The sequence below is a fragment of the Halorubrum lacusprofundi ATCC 49239 genome (genome assembly GCF_000022205.1).
Taxonomy (GTDB): Archaea; Halobacteriota; Halobacteria; order Halobacteriales; family Haloferacaceae; genus Halorubrum; species Halorubrum lacusprofundi.
On the sequence record NC_012029.1, the window covers coordinates 2,410,900 to 2,427,186 of the forward strand.

27 protein-coding genes are annotated in these 16,287 nt (G+C 65.8%); 4 read left to right on the forward strand and 23 right to left on the reverse strand.

Annotation, left to right across the window (positions count from 1 at the left end; all coding sequences use genetic code 11):
* Positions 1 to 30: 30 nt before the first annotated feature.
* The 4 genes from HLAC_RS12030 (at position 31) to HLAC_RS12045 (ending at position 3,695) form a co-directional block, all read left to right on the forward strand.
* The gene (locus HLAC_RS12030) at positions 31 to 1,233 is read left to right on the forward strand and encodes an MBL fold metallo-hydrolase (protein ID WP_015911116.1); all 1,203 of its coding nucleotides are present in this window, start codon (positions 31 to 33) and stop codon (positions 1,231 to 1,233) included.
* Between the two features lie 69 nt (positions 1,234 to 1,302).
* The gene (locus tag HLAC_RS12035) at positions 1,303 to 1,827 is read left to right on the forward strand and encodes a YeeE/YedE family protein (RefSeq protein ID WP_015911117.1); all 525 of its coding nucleotides are present in this window, start codon (positions 1,303 to 1,305) and stop codon (positions 1,825 to 1,827) included.
* Positions 1,824 to 2,279 carry a YeeE/YedE family protein gene (locus tag HLAC_RS12040; protein WP_015911118.1) on the forward strand — a complete coding sequence of 152 codons (456 nt, stop codon included), beginning with the start codon at positions 1,824 to 1,826 and terminating at the stop codon, positions 2,277 to 2,279. Before HLAC_RS12035 ends, HLAC_RS12040 begins: the two co-directional genes overlap by 4 nt.
* Before the next feature lie 114 nt (positions 2,280 to 2,393).
* Positions 2,394 to 3,695: a M20 family metallopeptidase gene (locus tag HLAC_RS12045; protein ID WP_015911119.1), complete on the forward strand. Its 1,302-nt coding sequence runs from the start codon at positions 2,394 to 2,396 to the stop codon at positions 3,693 to 3,695.
* Positions 3,696 to 3,829: 134 nt separating this feature from the next.
* On the opposite strand, the gene secY is transcribed toward HLAC_RS12045, so the two are convergent.
* From secY to rpl4p, 23 genes are read right to left on the reverse strand one after another with little or no spacing between them, the layout of a single operon-like run.
* Positions 3,830 to 5,308 (reverse strand): preprotein translocase subunit SecY, encoded by a 1,479-nt coding sequence (gene secY / locus HLAC_RS12050; protein WP_015911120.1) that lies wholly within the window; start codon positions 5,306 to 5,308, stop codon positions 3,830 to 3,832.
* Positions 5,309 to 5,311: 3 nt separating this feature from the next.
* The gene (locus HLAC_RS12055; RefSeq protein WP_015911121.1) at positions 5,312 to 5,809 is read right to left on the reverse strand and encodes an uL15m family ribosomal protein; all 498 of its coding nucleotides are present in this window, start codon (positions 5,807 to 5,809) and stop codon (positions 5,312 to 5,314) included.
* Positions 5,806 to 6,270 (reverse strand): 50S ribosomal protein L30, encoded by a 465-nt coding sequence (locus HLAC_RS12060; RefSeq protein ID WP_015911122.1) that lies wholly within the window; start codon positions 6,268 to 6,270, stop codon positions 5,806 to 5,808. Before HLAC_RS12060 ends, HLAC_RS12055 begins: the two co-directional genes overlap by 4 nt.
* The gene (locus tag HLAC_RS12065) at positions 6,270 to 6,917 is read right to left on the reverse strand and encodes a 30S ribosomal protein S5 (RefSeq protein ID WP_004047210.1); all 648 of its coding nucleotides are present in this window, start codon (positions 6,915 to 6,917) and stop codon (positions 6,270 to 6,272) included. Before HLAC_RS12065 ends, HLAC_RS12060 begins: the two co-directional genes overlap by 1 nt.
* Positions 6,910 to 7,467, reverse strand: coding sequence for a 50S ribosomal protein L18 (locus HLAC_RS12070; protein WP_004047211.1), 558 nt, complete (start codon positions 7,465 to 7,467; stop codon positions 6,910 to 6,912). Before HLAC_RS12070 ends, HLAC_RS12065 begins: the two co-directional genes overlap by 8 nt.
* Positions 7,467 to 7,928 carry a 50S ribosomal protein L19e gene (locus tag HLAC_RS12075; RefSeq protein ID WP_015911123.1) on the reverse strand — a complete coding sequence of 154 codons (462 nt, stop codon included), beginning with the start codon at positions 7,926 to 7,928 and terminating at the stop codon, positions 7,467 to 7,469. The genes HLAC_RS12070 and HLAC_RS12075 overlap by 1 nt, the downstream gene beginning before the upstream one ends.
* A complete protein-coding gene (locus tag HLAC_RS12080; protein WP_015911124.1) occupies positions 7,921 to 8,631 on the reverse strand; it encodes a 50S ribosomal protein L32e in 711 nt (236 codons plus the stop codon). Before HLAC_RS12080 ends, HLAC_RS12075 begins: the two co-directional genes overlap by 8 nt.
* A 3-nt stretch (positions 8,632 to 8,634) precedes the next feature.
* Positions 8,635 to 9,168 (reverse strand): 50S ribosomal protein L6, encoded by a 534-nt coding sequence (locus HLAC_RS12085; RefSeq protein ID WP_004047214.1) that lies wholly within the window; start codon positions 9,166 to 9,168, stop codon positions 8,635 to 8,637.
* Positions 9,169 to 9,170: 2 nt separating this feature from the next.
* Positions 9,171 to 9,563: a 30S ribosomal protein S8 gene (locus tag HLAC_RS12090; RefSeq protein ID WP_004047215.1), complete on the reverse strand. Its 393-nt coding sequence runs from the start codon at positions 9,561 to 9,563 to the stop codon at positions 9,171 to 9,173.
* Between the two features lie 2 nt (positions 9,564 to 9,565).
* Positions 9,566 to 9,739 (reverse strand): 30S ribosomal protein S14, encoded by a 174-nt coding sequence (locus HLAC_RS12095; protein ID WP_004047216.1) that lies wholly within the window; start codon positions 9,737 to 9,739, stop codon positions 9,566 to 9,568.
* Complete coding sequence (locus HLAC_RS12100) at positions 9,736 to 10,260, reverse strand: 50S ribosomal protein L5 (RefSeq protein WP_015911125.1); 525 nt, start codon at positions 10,258 to 10,260, stop codon at positions 9,736 to 9,738. The genes HLAC_RS12095 and HLAC_RS12100 overlap by 4 nt, the downstream gene beginning before the upstream one ends.
* The gene (locus tag HLAC_RS12105) at positions 10,253 to 10,975 is read right to left on the reverse strand and encodes a 30S ribosomal protein S4e (protein WP_015911126.1); all 723 of its coding nucleotides are present in this window, start codon (positions 10,973 to 10,975) and stop codon (positions 10,253 to 10,255) included. Before HLAC_RS12105 ends, HLAC_RS12100 begins: the two co-directional genes overlap by 8 nt.
* A complete protein-coding gene (rplX, locus tag HLAC_RS12110) occupies positions 10,972 to 11,328 on the reverse strand; it encodes a 50S ribosomal protein L24 (protein WP_015911127.1) in 357 nt (118 codons plus the stop codon). The genes HLAC_RS12105 and rplX overlap by 4 nt, the downstream gene beginning before the upstream one ends.
* Positions 11,329 to 11,330: 2 nt before the next feature.
* On the reverse strand, positions 11,331 to 11,729 hold the full coding sequence (locus tag HLAC_RS12115) for a 50S ribosomal protein L14 (protein ID WP_008007894.1): 399 nt from the start codon (positions 11,727 to 11,729) through the stop codon (positions 11,331 to 11,333).
* On the reverse strand, positions 11,729 to 12,073 hold the full coding sequence (locus tag HLAC_RS12120; protein ID WP_008001361.1) for a 30S ribosomal protein S17: 345 nt from the start codon (positions 12,071 to 12,073) through the stop codon (positions 11,729 to 11,731). Before HLAC_RS12120 ends, HLAC_RS12115 begins: the two co-directional genes overlap by 1 nt.
* On the reverse strand, positions 12,064 to 12,522 hold the full coding sequence (locus tag HLAC_RS12125; protein WP_015911128.1) for a ribonuclease P protein component 1: 459 nt from the start codon (positions 12,520 to 12,522) through the stop codon (positions 12,064 to 12,066). The genes HLAC_RS12120 and HLAC_RS12125 overlap by 10 nt, the downstream gene beginning before the upstream one ends.
* Before the next feature lie 2 nt (positions 12,523 to 12,524).
* The gene (rpmC, locus tag HLAC_RS12130; protein WP_015911129.1) at positions 12,525 to 12,734 is read right to left on the reverse strand and encodes a 50S ribosomal protein L29; all 210 of its coding nucleotides are present in this window, start codon (positions 12,732 to 12,734) and stop codon (positions 12,525 to 12,527) included.
* Entirely contained in the window at positions 12,735 to 13,673 is a 939-nt protein-coding gene (locus tag HLAC_RS12135; protein WP_015911130.1) for a 30S ribosomal protein S3, read from the reverse strand.
* Positions 13,673 to 14,137, reverse strand: a complete 465-nt coding sequence (locus HLAC_RS12140; protein WP_015911131.1) for a 50S ribosomal protein L22 — start codon at positions 14,135 to 14,137, stop codon at positions 13,673 to 13,675. Before HLAC_RS12140 ends, HLAC_RS12135 begins: the two co-directional genes overlap by 1 nt.
* A gap of 3 nt (positions 14,138 to 14,140) precedes the next feature.
* Positions 14,141 to 14,566, reverse strand: a complete 426-nt coding sequence (locus HLAC_RS12145) for a 30S ribosomal protein S19 (protein ID WP_015911132.1) — start codon at positions 14,564 to 14,566, stop codon at positions 14,141 to 14,143.
* Positions 14,563 to 15,285: a 50S ribosomal protein L2 gene (locus tag HLAC_RS12150; protein ID WP_015911133.1), complete on the reverse strand. Its 723-nt coding sequence runs from the start codon at positions 15,283 to 15,285 to the stop codon at positions 14,563 to 14,565. The genes HLAC_RS12145 and HLAC_RS12150 overlap by 4 nt, the downstream gene beginning before the upstream one ends.
* Position 15,286: 1 nt before the next feature.
* Complete coding sequence (locus HLAC_RS12155; RefSeq protein ID WP_015911134.1) at positions 15,287 to 15,541, reverse strand: 50S ribosomal protein L23; 255 nt, start codon at positions 15,539 to 15,541, stop codon at positions 15,287 to 15,289.
* Positions 15,538 to 16,284, reverse strand: a complete 747-nt coding sequence (rpl4p, locus tag HLAC_RS12160; protein WP_015911135.1) for a 50S ribosomal protein L4 — start codon at positions 16,282 to 16,284, stop codon at positions 15,538 to 15,540. The genes HLAC_RS12155 and rpl4p overlap by 4 nt, the downstream gene beginning before the upstream one ends.
* Between the last annotated feature and the right edge of the window lie 3 nt (positions 16,285 to 16,287).

Sequence of the window (16,287 nt, forward strand, 5' to 3'; positions counted from 1 at the left end):
AGTTCCTTCCCTCATTATGAGTGGATGTACATGGACGCAGACGAGATGGACTTTCCGACCCCGGACTCGGACGTCGACTCGATCGAACCCGAATCGCTCAAAGCTCGCATCGACGACGGCGAGTCGGTAACGCTGCTTGACGCCCGGATGTCGAGCGACTACGAGGAGTGGCGGATCGACGGGCCGAACGTCGAGTCGATCAACGTGCCGTACTTTCAGTTCCTCGACGAGGAGATCGACGACGACGTCCTCGCCCGCATCCCCGACGACGAACACGTCACAGTGCTCTGTGCGAAGGGCGGCGCCAGCGAGTACGTCGCGGGCGCGCTCGCCGACCGCGGCTACGACGTCGATCACCTGGAAGACGGGATGAACGGCTGGGCATCGATCTACGAGACTCATGAGGTGACCGACTACGACGGTCCAGGAACGCTCATCCAGTACCAGCGTCCCTCCAGCGGCTGTCTCGGCTACCTACTGTACGACGGCGGCGAGGCTGCGATCGTCGACCCGCTGCGTGCGTTCACCGACCGCTACCTCGCCGACGCCGAGGAACTCGGCGTCGAGCTGACGTACGCCTTCGACACACACGTGCACGCCGACCACATCTCCGGGCTCCGCAATCTCGCCGACGAAGGCGTCGAGGCGATGCTCCCGGCCGCCGCCGCCGACCGCGGCGTCACCTACGCCGACGATGTCACGCTCGTCGAGGACGGCGACGAGTTCACCGTGGGCGACGCGACCGTCGAGACCGTGTTCACGCCCGGACACACGACCGGGATGACATCCTACCTGCTCGGCGACAGCCTGCTCGCGACGGGCGATGGATTGTTCATCGAAAGCGTCGCCCGCCCCGACCTCGAAGAGGGCGACGACGGCGCCCCGGAAGCGGCTCGCATGCTCTACGACTCGCTGCAGACCCGTGTGCTCTCGCTCGACGACAACGTGCTCGTCGGCGGCGCACACTTCAGCGACGCCGCCGAACCGGCGGCGGACGGCACCTACACCGCGCCGATCGGCGAGCTCCGTGAGCGGATGGACGCGCTCTCGGCCGACGAAGACGAGTTCGTCGAGACCGTCCTCGCCGACATGCCCCCCCGCCCGGCCAACTACGAGGACATCATCGCGACGAACCTCGGGCAGAACGCCGTCGACGACGACGAGGCGTTCACCCTCGAACTCGGGCCGAACAACTGCGCCGCGAGCCAGGATGCGCTCACGAGCGACGACTGATCCGACCGTGACCGCACCTCACGATCGGCGACAGACCCACTCGCGCGCCACCATCGGGGGTGACCCGCGGTGATCGACGCCATCTTCGCCGACCTGCTGGGCCCCCAGACCGTCGACGCGCTGTTCCCGAACGGGATCTCCCGGTACGCGATCGGCGGGCTGCTCGTCGGCCTCGGGACCGTCTTGATATACCTCGGCACGGGGATCACGGCGGGCGCGAGCACGTTCCTGGAGTCGACCCTCTCGTACGTTTCCGGGCAGTCCCGATTCGCACAGTACCTCCCGTCCCGTGACTGGCGCGTCGTGTTCACCGTCGGGATCATCGGCGGTGCCGCGATCTACGCGGTGATCTACCAGGGCGACCCGTGGTCGATCGCGGGCAGCGGCTGGACCACCGAGGTATCCGCTTGGCGGCTGTTCGTCGGCGGAATCCTCGTCGGAATCGGTACCCGCGTCGGGAAGGGGTGTACCTCGGGCCACGGGATCTGCGGCGTCGGATCGGTCTCTCGCACGTCGCTGGTCGGCGTAGCGACCTTCCTCCTCGTCGCGATCGTGACTGCGAACGCCGTCTCCGCGTTGGGGGTGGGGCTATGAGCCGGCATCCCCTGTTCATGCCGCTGATCCTCGGCGGCGGGCTCGTCTTCGGCTTCGGGCTCGGGTTCAGCCACATGGCGCGTCCGGAGGTCGTCATCGACTTCCTGACGTTCGAGGACTTCGGGCTCCTGTTCGTGATGTTCGGCGGCTCGATCGTCGCTGGACTCGCGTTCTGGACGCTCCCGAAGCTACGCGACACCGCGCCGCTCACCGGTCGCCCGTACGGCCGTCGCCTGAAGTCGTTCGACCGCAACGTCCTGATCGGCGGCTCCATCTTCGGGGTCGGCTGGGGGCTTTCGGGCATCTGTCCTGGCGCCGCCTACGCCAGCCTCGGTGTCGGCAACTGGCCGATCCTCTACGCGATCGTCGGGATGTTCATCGGCGCCTACGCGCAGGGCGTCTGGCGGAGCCGCGACGCCGACGACCCCGCGGTGGCTCCGAACGACGACTGACGAGCGTCTCCGGACCGCAGATCCGGCCCTCGGCGGCGGACACCCGTCCCCTACTGAGATTCGATTTTCTACGACGACCCGTTCGTCCACCCAGTAACAGTCGCGTTCCGCACCATGACACACAACCCTTCAGATACGAACGAGCCGACCGACGCGACGGCGAACGCCGCCGCTCCCAACGACGGTCCGCCCGTCCCGACCGAGCGCATCATCGACATCGCAACCGACCTACTCGCGATCGATACACAGAATCCGCCCGGCGACGTTCGCCCGGCGATCGCGTATGTCGAGGAGTTACTTTCGACGGCCGGCTTCGACAGCGAGCGCATTGCGACCGACCCGACGAAGCCGAATCTGATCGCGACCGTGTCGGGCGAGTCCGACAGAACTCTGTTGTACAACGGTCACGTGGACACCGTCCCATTCGAGCGCGAAGCGTGGGATCGCGACCCGCTCGGTGAACACGACGGTGACCGGATCTACGGCCGCGGTGCGACCGACATGAAGGGGCCGCTCGCCGCAATGCTCGCGGCCGGCGAGGCGCTAGCCACCGCCGATAGAGACCCCCCGGTGTCGGTCGCGTTCGCGGTCGTAAGCGACGAGGAAACGGGCGGCGACGCCGGCGTCGACACGCTCGTAGAGCGCGGTGCGCTCGACCGACTCGCGCCCGACGGCTGCGTCATCGGCGAGACGACTTGTTCGGGCGGGCGTCACTCCGTCACCGTGGCAGACCGCGGAAGCATTTGGTTGACCCTTCGCGCCTCGGGTACCGCAGCACACGGCTCGCGCCCGTTTCTCGGCGACAACGCGATCGACCGGCTCTGGGAGGCAGTCTCGCTGATCCGGTCGCGGCTCTCCGCCCGTGATCTCCGCCTCGATGCGACACTGCGACCGATCGTCGAGGAGTCCGTCGCGTTCTACGAGCCGACCCTCGGCGCGAGTACGGCTCGCGATCTCTTCGAACACCCGACCGTAAATCTCGGAACGATCGAGGGCGGCGAGACGGTGAACACCGTTCCCGATTCGGCAATGGCCCGCCTCGACGTCCGGCTCACCGCCGGCGTCGACACCGCGGATGTGCTCGCCGACATTCGCGAGTGTCTCGCCGACTTCACGGCCGTCTTCGTCGCCGACGCGAGCTGGTCGCTCGGGAGCCACGAGCCGATCGAGAGCCCGATCGTCGAGGCCGTAACGCAGACCGCCGGCAGTGTGACGGGTGATCGGATATACCGACGGAGTGCGACCGGCGGCGGCGACGCGAAGACGTTCCGACATGCCGGAGTGCCGACCGTCGAGTTCGGATTCGGTACCGACACCGTCCACGCCGTCGATGAGTACACGACCGTCGAGGCGCTACGGCGTAATGCGGCGGTGTACGCTCGCCTCCCGACCGTGTGGAACGCGATGGTCTCGTAGCGGAGAGCGCGAAGCGAGCGGCGATCGGACGGACATTTCATCAGGATATCGTCGATGCGCGTCGCTGGCGGGGAATAAATAAGAGAGCCGACGAGTCGGCTCAAAAAGGCCGCATCGGGGAACGAACGTCGTTCCTACTCGTTGCCGAACATCTGCCGCATCATCGGATGCATCTCCATCAGCTGCTCTTCTGCGATCTCCTCGTACAGCTTGTACGTGATAGAGACCGCGAGCAGCAGCCCGGTTCCGGAGACCTGACCGATGGTGCCGAGCAGGTTCGCCATGACGGCGAGCAGCCCGACGAGGGCGCCGCCGATGACAGTCACCTGCGGGATGTACCGCTCCATGACCTTCTCGACGACCTGCGGGTTCCGGCGGAATCCGGGGATCTGCATCCCGGAGTTCTGGATCTGTTTCGCCGTCGCCTCCGGGCCCATCCCGGTCGTTTCGACCCAGAAGATGGCGAAGATCGCACCGCCGACAACCATGAAGGTGAGGTCGATGATCAGTCGAACCGCGATCATCCACGGCTCGACTGACGCCGGGATCTCACCCAGGAACCACATCCAGTCCGTACGGGCCTGAATCGGGTTCAGGTAGTAGAACAGCCCGGAGAGGGGCTGACCCTGATTGCCGTAGACGCCGAGCCATCCGGGCATCCCCGCCCACTGCGAGGAGAGGAGTTGCCCGAGGAACTGGATGTTCGCCTGCAACGCGCGAACGAGGATCATCGGCAGAACGGACGCGTAGATGAGCTTCACCGGGAAGCGCCCGCGAGCACCCTTCACCCGCGCGTGCGACAGCGGGATCTCGACACGGACCGACTCCGCGTACACGACGATCCCGAAGATGAACAGCGTGGTGAAAAGCGCCAAGATGTTCCCCGGATCGAACAGCAAGTTCTGGAGCCCCTCCGCCGTGAACGGCGACAGCGACACCGGCACGTCGCCGACGATGATGCCGTACCAGCTTGCGAAGAAGCCGGACGCGCCGAGCGCGGAGAAGCTGAAGAACCCGCCGACGATCTGCTGGCTCACCGCCGCGATGATAAACAGCCCGACGCCGGAGCCGACGCCCCACTTGCTCACGATCTCGTCCATGAACAGGAGGAGGACGCCACCGATGAAGATCTGTACGAAGATCAGCGCTTCGACGCCGAACGTCCCGATGCCGAGCGCCTGTCCGACGGCCGGATCCGCGGGCAGGAACTCGCCAGTGAACACCATCGGCGCGGCCGTCAGCGCCGTGACGATGACCACCAGCAGCTTCTGGAGGCCCTGGTACAGGACCTGATCGCGCGGGTCGTCGGTATCGAGCCCCAGCAGGTTCGCACCACCCAACAGCTGGAGGACGATGGACGCCGTGACGATCGGTCCGATACCGACCTGTAACAGCGAGCCGGACGAGCCGGCAAGTACCGACCGGAACTGCCCGAAGAAGTCAGACCCCTGACCGGCTGCCAACCCAAACGGGTTGATGTTGGTCAGGAAGAAGTAGACGACCAAGATGCCGGCCGTCCACATGAGCTTCCGCTTGAACGGAACGTGACCCGCGGGTCGCTCCACGACGGGCATCCGCGTGAGCACCGGTTCAGCGACCTCCTTCCAACTCATTGGTTACGCCTCGTCGTCCTCGTCGTCGGAAGTGTTTTCCGATTCGTCAGCGGCTTCCTCGGCGCGCTCAGAGAGTGTCGCCTCGCCGCCAGCCTCCTCGATAAGTTCGACCGCACCGGCGGTGAACGCGTCGGCGGTGACGCGGAGCTCGCGGCGGACCTGTCCGCCGCCGAGTACCTTCACGACATCGGCTTCGTAGCCGTCCTCGACGACGTCGCGTGCGTCGATGACGTACGCGTCGCCGTCTTCCTCGGCGAGATCGTCTGCGGCGTACAGCGCCGCATCCTCGTCGAGCTTCTGGACGGTGACCTCGAGGACCTCGGTCTGCGCACTCTCGGGTCGTTTGAATCCGTACTTGCCGAGCGGGCCGTAGTTGTGGAACTCGTGTTTCGCGCGACCGGCCGCACCGCGACCGCCGCGGTGACCGGCACCGCGCCGGTTCTTATGCGTTCCGCCGCCGTGCGTGCGAGAACCGCGCTGTCGACGTTTCTTGTTCGTCATCGCATCGCCTCCAGGAGACTGTCGATCTCCTCCGTGGTGTGGCGACCGAGTTCGCCGCCCTCGATCACCGGGTGTTTGATGCCCTCGTGACCGCCGCGGGGGGCGTGGAGTCGGAGCGTCGGCGAGAGGCCCTGCTCGCGCAGGGTCGTCTCCTCGTCGACGAGCGCCTCGGCCAGCGCCTCCAGATCGGCGTAGTCGGTATTGTCGCCGATCCACTCGTCATCGATATCGGCCGAGCCTTCGAGAGGCTCGCCGCGTCGCGCGATGGTGGTCTTGACGACATCCACGCTCGGTTCCCCGAACGCGACGACATCGTTCACCTTGGTGAGCATGCCGCGGTACGAGTCCGTCTCGGGGACGAACGTCGCGTGGTTGACGCGCCCGATATTCAGCATGTCGAGGGTATCCTCGACGCCGTACTCGAGGTTCACGTCGCCGCGGAGCTGTACGATCGCTTGCATCACTCGCTCACCTCGTCGTAGTGGACCTCACGTGCATGCTGCGGCGTTCGGGACTGCGCAGCGTTCTCTAAGGCGTTGAACGTCGCCTTCGCGAGGTTGACGGTCGTCCGGGTGTTGCCGTCGGAGTTCGTCCAAGCGTCTTCGACGCCGGCGAGCTCCAAGATGTTGCGGACTGTCTCCGCCGCGGCCAGCCCGAGCCCCTGCGGGGCGGGCTGGATCTCGACGGTGACGGAGCCGGCCTTCCCCTCGGCCTTGCGGGTGAGGGAGTTCGTGCCGCCGGGCTGGTCCTCCCAGGACCCGGAGCCGCGGTCGACTTCGATGATGTTCAGCTTCGCGACATCGATCGCCTTCTGGATCGCGCCGCCGACCTGATCGTCTCGGGCCTGTGCGTAGCCGAGGTAGCCGTCGCGGTTACCCACGGCGACCACGCAGCGGAACTTCACGCGGCGGCCGGAGTCAGTCATCCGCTGGACCATGTTGATGTCCAGCACTTCGTCTTCCAGCCCCGGGAGGAGCTGGTCGACGATTTCCGCCTCCTTCAGCGGGAGGCCGGAATCGAGCGCCTGTTCCATCGACGAGATGTCGCCGTTCTGTACCTTGCGGCCGAGTCGCGTCCGCGGTTCCCAGCCGTCGTTGTGTCTACTCATGGTCCTCCTGGATTGTCGCGAGCACGTCGTCGAAGTGCTCGGGTAAGTCGGCCGCGTCGAAATCGCCGCTGTACAGCGGCTCGTCGAGCTGCTCGGCGTACGCGGCGATGTGCTCGCCACGCGTACGCGACCAGTCGGCCAGCACGTCATCGTTGTGCGGGATTTCGAGGCCGGCGTCGATCGCTCCTTCCTGTACTGCGAACGTCTTGTTGCCGGGCGTCGCCGTGTTGAGCCCGATGTCGAGGACGGCCTCGTCGAGGCCGGCGTCGACGGCGCGAGCGCCTGCGAGGTACCCGGTGAGGTACGCGCTGGGGAGATTGCCCGTGGGGGCGTCCCAGCCGTACTCGCCGAGCTCCTCGCTGGAGGCGGCCGCGTGGGTCTCGTCGCCGTCAGATCCGGGAGTCACCAGCTGCGCCCTGACGTGAGCGTTGCTCACCCGGGCGACCAGGCGAGGCTTGCCCGATTTCAGCAGGCGCAACCTCTGATGGTAATCCGTCCGGACCTCGCGGCGGCGCCGCATCGGCACCTTGTATCGTGGTCCTGTGGCCATTAGTCCGTCACCTCGTAACCGTACTGCGTCTGGATGTACGCCTCCAGCCGCGCGACGTCCTCGAACTCGCCACCGCTCGACTTGTTGTAGAGCGTGCGGTATTCGCTGGCGTCGAGAACGTCTTCCTCGTCGCGAAGCTCCTTCAGGCGGGCGCGCTGCGCGCGGATCCGCGCCTTCCAGTCATCTTTCGTGTTCTGTCGTGCGCCGGACTTCCCTTTCCGGGTGCCGGCGCCCGACTGGTGACCGTACGAGCGCTTCTCTGCGCGCTCGCGGGCCCGACCGCGGGAGTTCGTCTTCGCATCCTTCGCGCGGATCGTACCCTGGTCGATGAGGTCGCGGACGTCCTCTCGCGTGATGGCGTCCTCGATCTCCTCCTGTGCCTCGGGGTCGAGCCAGATGCGGCCCTTGCCGACGTCGAGCTCGTCCGCTGCGAGCCGTTTTTGCGCCTTCAGATCACTCATCGTTGACCTCCACTTCGACGTAGGTCGGGTTCAGCACGCGGATTCCGCGCTCCTCCGCCTCGTCTTCGATCAGTTCGCGCTTGCGACCGCCGACCTTCGAGGCGATCCGCACCGCCTGCGTGTCGCCGTCGACGCCCTCAAGATCGTCCGTGTTGTGCACGCGGACCTCCTTGAAGCCGCTCGGATGTAGGTCGCGCGACGCCTTCGGCGAACGGAATCCCGCCTCGACGACGGGGCCTTTCGCCTTCATGCGGCGGCGCTGCTTGGAGAGCCCGCCGCGCGGCTTGCGCCACGACGTCGGGATGCGCTTCTTCTTGTGGTAGTCCTGCCGGTTGAACTGCGGTTTCCCCTCGCGGTGCTTCTGTGCGAGCGCGCGAGCGGTCTCGTCGTCCAGTTCCGGCGTCTTATCGGCGTGACCGCGGGGGCGAAGCTCCGTCTCGACGTCCTCGTCGGTGTCAGCCTCGTCGGCCTCCTCCTCCTCGTCCGTCTCGTCTTCGATCTCCGCGTCCGCCTCCTCGTCGACCTCCAGCCCGCCGACATCGGCTTTGATACGCGCTGCGAGCGCGTTACCGACGCCGTCGACCTGGGAGAGTTCCGACTGGGAGGCGGCCTTCACGTCTTCGACCGTCTCGTAGCCGGCCGCGCGAAGGGGGTCCGCCTTCGAGGGACCGACACCGCTGATGTCTTCGAGTTCTTCGGCCATTGGTTAGGCACCTCCGGTGGGCTTCTCGACGATGTACACGCCGTCTTGGAAGACACGCGTGTCCTTGTCGGTCACCTTCGTCAGCTGTTCGATGTCGGCGGCGGTCTGCCCGACGGCCTCCTTGTCGGAGCCCGAAAGCGTGACCGTCTCGCCGTCGATCTGTACGTCCGTGTCCCCGCGGATCGGGGTGCGTCGCTGTGCTCGCTCGCCGAGGAAGTTCTCGATGACGACCTCGTCGCCCTCCACGGTCACCTGCATCGGGAAGTGGGCGTAGTACACTTCCATCGTGTACTCCCATCCGTCGGTGACACCGTGGATCATGTTGGCGACGTGGCTCTCGAAGGTGCCAACCGTGGCGTTCGTCTTCGCGTCCTCGTTCTCGGAAGCGATCGCGACGACACCGTCCTCGACCGTGACCTCGACGTCGGGGTACCAGAGGCGTCGCGTAACGCTCCCGTTGGGACCCTCGACGGTAAGTTCGAGGTGGTCGGTCTCGGCGGAGACGTCGTCCGGAATCTCGATTTCGACTCTGTTCATTGTTAGTAGACGTATGCGATCACTTGGCCGCCGATGCCCTCTTCGCGGGCCTCGTAGTGGCTCATAACGCCGTGGCTCGTCGTGACGATGAGCGTCCCGTAGTCACGGGCGGGGAGGTATCGCTTCTCCCACTTCTCGAACTCGTCGGCACCCGCGGAGTAGCGGGGCTTGACGGCGCCACACTCGTTGATCGCTCCTTTCAGTTCGACCTCAAACTTCCCGGCTTTCCCGTCGTCGACGTACTCGAAGCCGTCGACGTACCCGCGGTCGTAGAGGACCTCGAGGACGGAGCCGATGATGTTGGAGGCGGGCTCAACCGTGTACGACAGGTGGCCAACGCTCTCGGCGTTGTCCATGCCGGCCAGCGCGTTGGTGAATGGATCGTTTCCCGTCATGATCAGCTGTACTTCTCGAATCCCATGTCTCGGGCGACCTCGCGGAAACACTGCCGGCAGAGGTTAATGTCGTACTTGCCGACGAGTCCCTGCTCGCGGTCGCACCGTCGGCACGTGTGCCGGGAGTCGGTGCGTTTCGACGCGTGCTCGCCCGTGTCGTTGTTCGCTTCGCTCATTCCGTTACCTCAACGTCGAAGTTCGTTTCGAGGAACGCGGTCGCGTCCTCGGCGGTCATCCGGTGTTTGGACGGGATCGAGGCGGTTGCCTTGTCCCGCTTCGACACGCGGTAGCCGGGACGGACGATTGTCGTCGTCACGTCGAGGCCGTAGATGCCGATGTTCGGGTCGTATTCCTGGCTCGGGAAGTCGGTATGGTCCTCGACCCCGAAACTCAGGTTCCCCGTGTCGTCGAACTGGCTCTTGGAGATATCGGCCAGTTCCAACGCGGTGTCGAGGAACGCGTGCGCGTCCTCGCCCCGCAGCGTCACCTTGACGCCGATCGGGTCGCCCTTGCGGATCCCGAACTCGGCGATGGTGCGCTTCGAGGTGGTCCGTACCGACTGCTGGTCCGTGATCTCCTCGATGATCTCCTCGGCGTCGGCGAGCGGCTCACCGCCCTGCCCGACGCCCATGTGGACGACGACCTTCTCGAGGTACGGCTCGCGCATCTCGTGGGACGCGCTCTCGGATTCACTCATCCGAATCCACCTCGTCGGCGTCGTCGCCAGTGAAGTTCTCGTCGATGACGACGAGGTACTCCTCGACCGTCTCGTAGCCGTCCTCGTCGTCGCCGACGAAGACCGTGTTCGAGCCGGAGCCGAGCGTCACGTCGATGTCGGCCACCTCGCCGATGCGGCCGGCGTGTTGGCCGGCGACGGCGGTGACCAAGGCGCCCTCTTCGTACTCGAAGTGGGCGACGACATCCTTCGACTCGTTGTCAACGACGATCGAGTCTTTCGTGTCGTACTCGGTGTCGGCGTCCACGAGGACATTCGTCCCGTCGTGGAGTGTTAGCTGAGCGTCGCCACCGGGGACGACGGACTTGTTCGTGATCTTTCCGAGCCGGCTGCCGGCGGCTTCCTCGTCGACGGAGGTCAGCGCGAGCCGACCGCCCTCGTCGGGGAAGACGCGGAAGAACTCCCCGCGCTCGGGGAACGCCAGGATGTCGAACATCCCGATCGGACGCTGCTCGTCCGAGATGGCGTCCCCGTTGACGAGGACCGAGTCGTTGTTCAGCGCGTAGCGCGCCTCCTTCGTCGAGTCGACGTAGCCGAGCACGTCCCGCAGCAGGACGACGAGCGGAACGCCCGCCTCACCGTGCGGGCCGGCGCCGGCCTTGACGGTGAACGTGTTCGTCTTTCGCTCGACCGGCCAGGAGTTCGGTACTGCCAGTCGCTTCTGATGTCGCGTCATTCGTTATCCTCCTGGAGCCGCGCCTCCCGGCGCTCGTCTTCCAGGTCCAGTTCGGCCACCCGGACGTTGCTCGCCGGGATGGGACGGGGAACTTCCTCCCCGTCCGCCTTCTCGACGGTGACGTCCTCGACGGTGATCCGTTCTGCGGACAGGTCGACCGAGATGACCTCGGCCTCCGTGCCGGCCGCGTCGCCGCGAAGTACCTCGACGGTATCTCCGGCGTTGACGCGGACGTTCCGCTGGCCGTACTCCTCACGGAGCTCGTCCGTGAGGGTGGCCCGGACCTGATTCTGCCGCTCGTGGAGCGGCGCGGTCTCCGACCGTTTTCGCTGTTTACGTGGCTGTTTCGTCATGATTAGACGATCATCGTCGCGGTCGAGGCGATGCTCCCGAATCGTTCGGCGACCTCACGAGCGACGGGGCCTTTGATTTCCGTGCCCCGCGGCTCATCGAGGTCGTCGATGATGACGGCCGCGTTATCCTCGAACTTCACGCGCGTGCCGTTCGGACGGCGGATCGGCTTGCGCTGGCGGACGACGACCGCCTCCAGCACCTGCCGCCGCATCTCCGGGGTCCCTTTGGTGACCGAGACGGTCACCTTGTCGCCGATACCTGCCTTCGGGTGGCGATTCTTGGTGCCGGAGTAGCCGGCCACCGAGATCACCTTCAGCTCACGGGCGCCGGTGTTGTCGGCGCACGTGATGAGCGAGCCCTTCGAGAGCCCCTGCGTGACATCGGCCTTGAGTGCCTCCATCACTGATCACCCGACAGGTTCTCGACGACGACGTGGGACTTCGTCTTCGAGAGCGGTCGCGTCTCCGCGATTTTCACTTCGTCACCAACTTCGAGCGAGTCGAGCACGCCCGGCACGTGGGCCGGGATGCGCGACCGACGCTTCATGTACCGATCGTATTTCGGTACGAACACGTCGTATTCTCGCTCGACGATGACGGTCTTTTCCATATCCGTCGACACGACCGTTCCCTCACGGGTCTGGCCGCGGACGGAGAGCTGCCCGTAAAACGGGCACTTCTCGTAGTCGTAATCCTCCGGGTTGTCTGGCTCCGGAGGCGTGGGTACGTCGATTCCTATCGCCATTGTGTGACACCTCGTTCGGTGCGTTCGGCGGGTCGATACCGCAACCGCTCGCCATCCACCGTCGCGTAGACCACGTCTTTGCACTCGCCGTGTTGGCTCGCCGGGCCCGCGCCGTCACCGGTGACGACACTTGTGGACCCGGACGGGCTAGACTGACGGGGGCGAACCCCCGTAGTATCCGACCCGAGTTGGGACGTAGACCCCGACGACTGGCCGTCGTCGGCGGCTTCATCTGTGCGAGCGGTCGGCGTCTCGACGACGCCGAACTCGAACGTCGCGCCCGACTTGGGCACGCGTTTGTCCCCCGACCTCGTTCGCACCACAAGGGTGCCGAACGTCTCGGACAGCACGCGACCCGCGATACCCACGTGGGCATCGCTGTCGGCATCAGCCACCCGAACCGGGAGGCCGATGAGTTCGTGCCGGACGAGTGTGTCGGGGGAGATCATCGTTATTCGTCGAAGTCGCCTTCTTCCGCTTGGATCGTCTTGATCCGCGCGATCGTCTTCTTCATCTCCTTGACACGGCCGGGACTCTCCGGCATACCACCGGCGGCTCGCTGCGCTTTCGAGTTGAGCAGCTCGGTCTCGAGCTCCTCAAGTTCGACCTGACGCTCGGCCGCGGTCATGTCGCGAATCTCGTCGGTGTAGAGGATCGCCATTTATTCGTCCTCCTCGTCTTCGTCTGCCGCTTCCATCTCTGCGACGAGGTCGGCCGCCTCCGATTCGATCTCCTCGTCGAGCTCGTCGATGTCGTCCGCCTCGGCGTCGCCGACAGGTTCTTCGGCGGCGACGTCGGTCGCCTCCGTAGCCGTATCCTGCGTTTCCTCGACGACCTCCTCGACAACCTCCTCGTCGATGGCCTCGGCCGGGTCCTCGTCGGGGATCTCGACATCGTCGTCGGCGCCCACGTCGGGCACCTCCTCGGGTTCCTCTTCGAGGAGCGACTCAACGCCCTCGTCGGCGTCGACATCGACCGCTGCCTGCTCAACCTCCGGGACATCGGCGTCCTCGCGAATGTCGAAGTCGTCCGGGAGCTGCGCGCCCGGCGGGATGATCTTCACGTTGACGCCGATCGTCCCGAGCTTCATCACTGCGACGCCCTGGCCGTGGTCGACGACCTCCTGTGCGGGCTCGCCGTTGTGCTTGATGTAGCCGCGATTGAACTTCTCGACGCGCGATCGCGCGCCGGTAACCTTTCCAGAGAGGACGATCTCGGCCCCCAGCGCGCCCGCGTCCATGATACGGTCGATCGTCGTGTGACCGGCCTTCCGGAAGTACCAGCCGCGCTCCAGTGCGTTCGCGAGACGGTCCGCGACGATCTGGGCGTTCAGGTCGGGCTCGTCGACCTCCTGAACGTCGATCTGCGGGTCGTCCATATCGAAGCGGTCCTCAAGCTCGGTGGTGATCTTACGGATGTTCTTCCCGCCCTTCCCGATCACCATGCCGGGCTTTTCGGCCTTCAGGACGATCTGCGTGCCCATCGGCGTCTTGGCGACATCCATGCCGCCGTAGCCGGCGCGACCGAGTTCGTCTGCGAAGAACTCGTTGATCTGTGAACGGCGCAGGCCGTCCTCGATGAATTGGTGTTCGTCAGCCATTATTCGTCAGCCTCCGGGTCCTCGATAATGAGCTCGACGTCGGCGAGAGTGGTGTTCCACTGGGTGGCGCCCGCAGCTCGCGGGTTCCGCCCGGGTCGCTCACCGACCTTGTGGGGGGCGACGTGTTTGATGACCATCTCGTCGCCGTCGAATCCCTGTTCGTCCGCGTTGTTCTTGACATTCTCCAGGAGCTTCAGGAAGTCCTTGGCGGCCTTCTCGGGGTAGCGCCCCGCGTCCCAGCCGTCGATGTCGGAGCGGTGGCCCGCGCCCGCGCTGTGCTGGCGCATCGGCACCGAGGTCTCCTCGTCGATGACTTCTTGGAGGAACTCCTCGGCGTCGGCGACCGTCTCGCCTTTGATCTCCCGGGAGATCTCCTTGCTGTCCTTCACGCTGATGGGCCGGTCGCGGAGCATTCCCTTGGCGGTGGTCTCCGGGTCGGCCTCGACGCTGTAGTTGATTCCCATGGGTTACTTGAGGGGCACGAACTTCGAGGACCGGGTCGCGCCGATGCCGGCCTGACCGTGTTCGACGGTGCTTCGTGTGAGGTGGAACTCGCCGAGGAAGTGACCGATCATCTCGGGCTCGACCTGCACGCGCTCGAAGCTGTGTCCGTTGTACACGGAGAAGGTAACGCCGACGAACTCCGGAAGGATCGGCATGTCGCGCAGATGCGTCCGGATTGGGTTGTCCGCCGTCGTCTCCTTGTCGCGGCTCCGAACTTTCTCCAACAGCTTCTGCTGTTCGGTGCCGAGGCCGCGAACGATGCTTCGCCGCTGGCGTGCGGGGAGCAGTTCCGCGACTTCGTCTACGTCCATCTCCTGCAGCTCGTCGAGCGAGTGACCGCGGTAGGCAAACTCCTTGCCCTCGCGGCCGGTGCGGTAGTCAGAACTCATTTGTTGCTACCTCGTCCGGTGCGCTTGGATGCGATGTCACCGACCTTTCGTCCCGGCGGGGCGTCCCGCGAGACCGACTTCGGCTGGCCGGGGTGTTGGCGACCGCCCCCACCGAAGGGGTGGTCGACGGCGTTCATCGCGACGCCGCGCACGCGCGGGTATTTGGTCCCGCGCGCTTTCATCTTGTGGTACTTGTTACCGGCCTTGACGAAGGGCTTCTCCGTCCGACCGCCGCCAGCAACCACGCCGATCGTGGCGCGGCACTGCGGGTCGAGCCGCTTTACTTCCCCGCTGGGAAGCTGGACGACCGCGACGTCGCGGTCGTGGGTGAGAAGCGTCGCCGACACGCCGGAGGCGCGCGCGAACTTCCCGCCGTCCCCGCGGTTACTCTCGACGTTACAGACCGGGACACCCTCGGGGATCTCGGCCAGCGGGAGCGTGTTCCCGGGCTTGATCTCCGCCGAGACGCCGACCTGAATCGTGTCGCCCACGCGCACGCCTTCCGGCGCGAGCACGAGCCGACGGTCGTCGTCCTCGAACTCGATCTCCGCGAGCGGAGCCGAGCGGGCAGGGTCGTGTTCGATCCCGACGATCTCGCCGGTGATCGTGTCCACGTCTTCGAGCTTCTTGTGCGACAGTTCCGCCTTGTAGCGGTGCGAGGGGGCCCGGAACGTCGGGCCGCCACGTCCACGCCGCTGTCCTTGAATTCGTCGTCCCATCTTAGAACACCCCGATGCGCGATGCGATCTCGGTCGCGTCGTCGTCCTCGGAGAGCGTGACGATGGCCTTCTTACCGCCCTGCGGGGTCACCTGCGTGTTCACGTCGACGACGGAGACGTCGTACCGGTCCTGCACTTCCTCGCGGACCTCGGGTTTGGTCGCGTCGATGTCGACGAGGAACAGCAGCTTGTTCTTGAAGTCCATCTCGTTCATCGCCTGCTCAGTGACGATCGGATGCTCGATGATGGAGTTCATCGGTCGGCCACCTCCTCGATGGCGCTTTCGGTCCACAGCGTGAGTCGGCCCGGGTGCGCGCCCGGCGCGAGGTCTTCTGCGTTGACCTCTCGCGCGGTCGCGACGTCGACGCCCGAAAGGTTGCGGGCGGCGCGGGACGGCTCCTCGCTGGTGACGACGAGTACGGACTTCGGCTGGCTGTACTTGCGACCGCGGGTCTTCCCGCGGCCGGCTCGGACCGAGCGACCCTCCTCGGCGCGCTCGATGTCGGCGTCGGCGCCGACGGCTTCGAGCACACCCAGGGCCTCCTGGGTCTTGTTGAGGTCCTCGAACTCGTCGCTCACGACGAGCGGTAGGTCGAGGTCCTCGTCGAACGCGTGACCGCGTTCGGCGACGGTCTCGGCGTCCGCGGTGGCCGCGATGGCCGAACGGATGGCGAGCTGTCGTTCCTTGTCGTTGAGGCTCTTCGTCTGGTCCTTCTCGGCCTTCGGCGGGTGCGCGGCGCGGCCCGAAACGGCGTTCGGGACGCGACGGGCGACGTTCTCGGAGCGCGGGATGTGCGCGAGCCCGCGCCCGGAGCCGAATGACTCCGCGGGGGTTCGCAGCCCGGCGAACTCGTCGGCACCGTAGGCCTGTTTCCGGTTAGCCTGTGCGGCGGAGACCGCCCGACCGATAAGGTCCGGTCGGAACGCGGTCTCGAAGATCGCCGGCAGCTCGACGCTGCCTGCGTCCCCGCCGTCCAGGTCGTGTACTGTTGCGTTCATGGA

Bases quoted from the DNA above. Each gene is read 5' to 3' on its own strand.
- HLAC_RS12030 (WP_015911116.1), top strand. From the start codon at position 31: ATGGACGCAGACGAGATGGACTTTCCGACCCCGGACTCGGACGTCGAC.
- HLAC_RS12040 (WP_015911118.1), top strand. From the start codon at position 1,824: ATGAGCCGGCATCCCCTGTTCATGCCGCTGATCCTCGGCGGCGGGCTC.
- HLAC_RS12045 (WP_015911119.1), top strand. From the start codon at position 2,394: ATGACACACAACCCTTCAGATACGAACGAGCCGACCGACGCGACGGCG.
- secY (WP_015911120.1), bottom strand. From the start codon at position 5,308: ATGAGTTGGAAGGAGGTCGCTGAACCGGTGCTCACGCGGATGCCCGTC.
- HLAC_RS12055 (WP_015911121.1), bottom strand. From the start codon at position 5,809: ATGACGAACAAGAAACGTCGACAGCGCGGTTCTCGCACGCACGGCGGC.
- HLAC_RS12060 (WP_015911122.1), bottom strand. From the start codon at position 6,270: ATGCAAGCGATCGTACAGCTCCGCGGCGACGTGAACCTCGAGTACGGC.
- HLAC_RS12065 (WP_004047210.1), bottom strand. From the start codon at position 6,917: ATGAGTAGACACAACGACGGCTGGGAACCGCGGACGCGACTCGGCCGC.
- HLAC_RS12070 (WP_004047211.1), bottom strand. From the start codon at position 7,467: ATGGCCACAGGACCACGATACAAGGTGCCGATGCGGCGCCGCCGCGAG.
- HLAC_RS12075 (WP_015911123.1), bottom strand. From the start codon at position 7,928: ATGAGTGATCTGAAGGCGCAAAAACGGCTCGCAGCGGACGAGCTCGAC.
- HLAC_RS12080 (WP_015911124.1), bottom strand. From the start codon at position 8,631: ATGGCCGAAGAACTCGAAGACATCAGCGGTGTCGGTCCCTCGAAGGCG.
- HLAC_RS12085 (WP_004047214.1), bottom strand. From the start codon at position 9,168: ATGAACAGAGTCGAAATCGAGATTCCGGACGACGTCTCCGCCGAGACC.
- HLAC_RS12090 (WP_004047215.1), bottom strand. From the start codon at position 9,563: ATGACGGGAAACGATCCATTCACCAACGCGCTGGCCGGCATGGACAAC.
- HLAC_RS12095 (WP_004047216.1), bottom strand. From the start codon at position 9,739: ATGAGCGAAGCGAACAACGACACGGGCGAGCACGCGTCGAAACGCACC.
- HLAC_RS12100 (WP_015911125.1), bottom strand. From the start codon at position 10,260: ATGAGTGAATCCGAGAGCGCGTCCCACGAGATGCGCGAGCCGTACCTC.
- HLAC_RS12105 (WP_015911126.1), bottom strand. From the start codon at position 10,975: ATGACGCGACATCAGAAGCGACTGGCAGTACCGAACTCCTGGCCGGTC.
- rplX (WP_015911127.1), bottom strand. From the start codon at position 11,328: ATGACGAAACAGCCACGTAAACAGCGAAAACGGTCGGAGACCGCGCCG.
- HLAC_RS12115 (WP_008007894.1), bottom strand. From the start codon at position 11,729: ATGGAGGCACTCAAGGCCGATGTCACGCAGGGGCTCTCGAAGGGCTCG.
- HLAC_RS12120 (WP_008001361.1), bottom strand. From the start codon at position 12,073: ATGGCGATAGGAATCGACGTACCCACGCCTCCGGAGCCAGACAACCCG.
- HLAC_RS12125 (WP_015911128.1), bottom strand. From the start codon at position 12,522: ATGATCTCCCCCGACACACTCGTCCGGCACGAACTCATCGGCCTCCCG.
- rpmC (WP_015911129.1), bottom strand. From the start codon at position 12,734: ATGGCGATCCTCTACACCGACGAGATTCGCGACATGACCGCGGCCGAG.
- HLAC_RS12135 (WP_015911130.1), bottom strand. From the start codon at position 13,673: ATGGCTGACGAACACCAATTCATCGAGGACGGCCTGCGCCGTTCACAG.
- HLAC_RS12140 (WP_015911131.1), bottom strand. From the start codon at position 14,137: ATGGGAATCAACTACAGCGTCGAGGCCGACCCGGAGACCACCGCCAAG.
- HLAC_RS12145 (WP_015911132.1), bottom strand. From the start codon at position 14,566: ATGAGTTCTGACTACCGCACCGGCCGCGAGGGCAAGGAGTTTGCCTAC.
- HLAC_RS12150 (WP_015911133.1), bottom strand. From the start codon at position 15,285: ATGGGACGACGAATTCAAGGACAGCGGCGTGGACGTGGCGGCCCGACG.
- HLAC_RS12155 (WP_015911134.1), bottom strand. From the start codon at position 15,541: ATGAACTCCATCATCGAGCATCCGATCGTCACTGAGCAGGCGATGAAC.
- rpl4p (WP_015911135.1), bottom strand. From the start codon at position 16,284: ATGAACGCAACAGTACACGACCTGGACGGCGGGGACGCAGGCAGCGTC.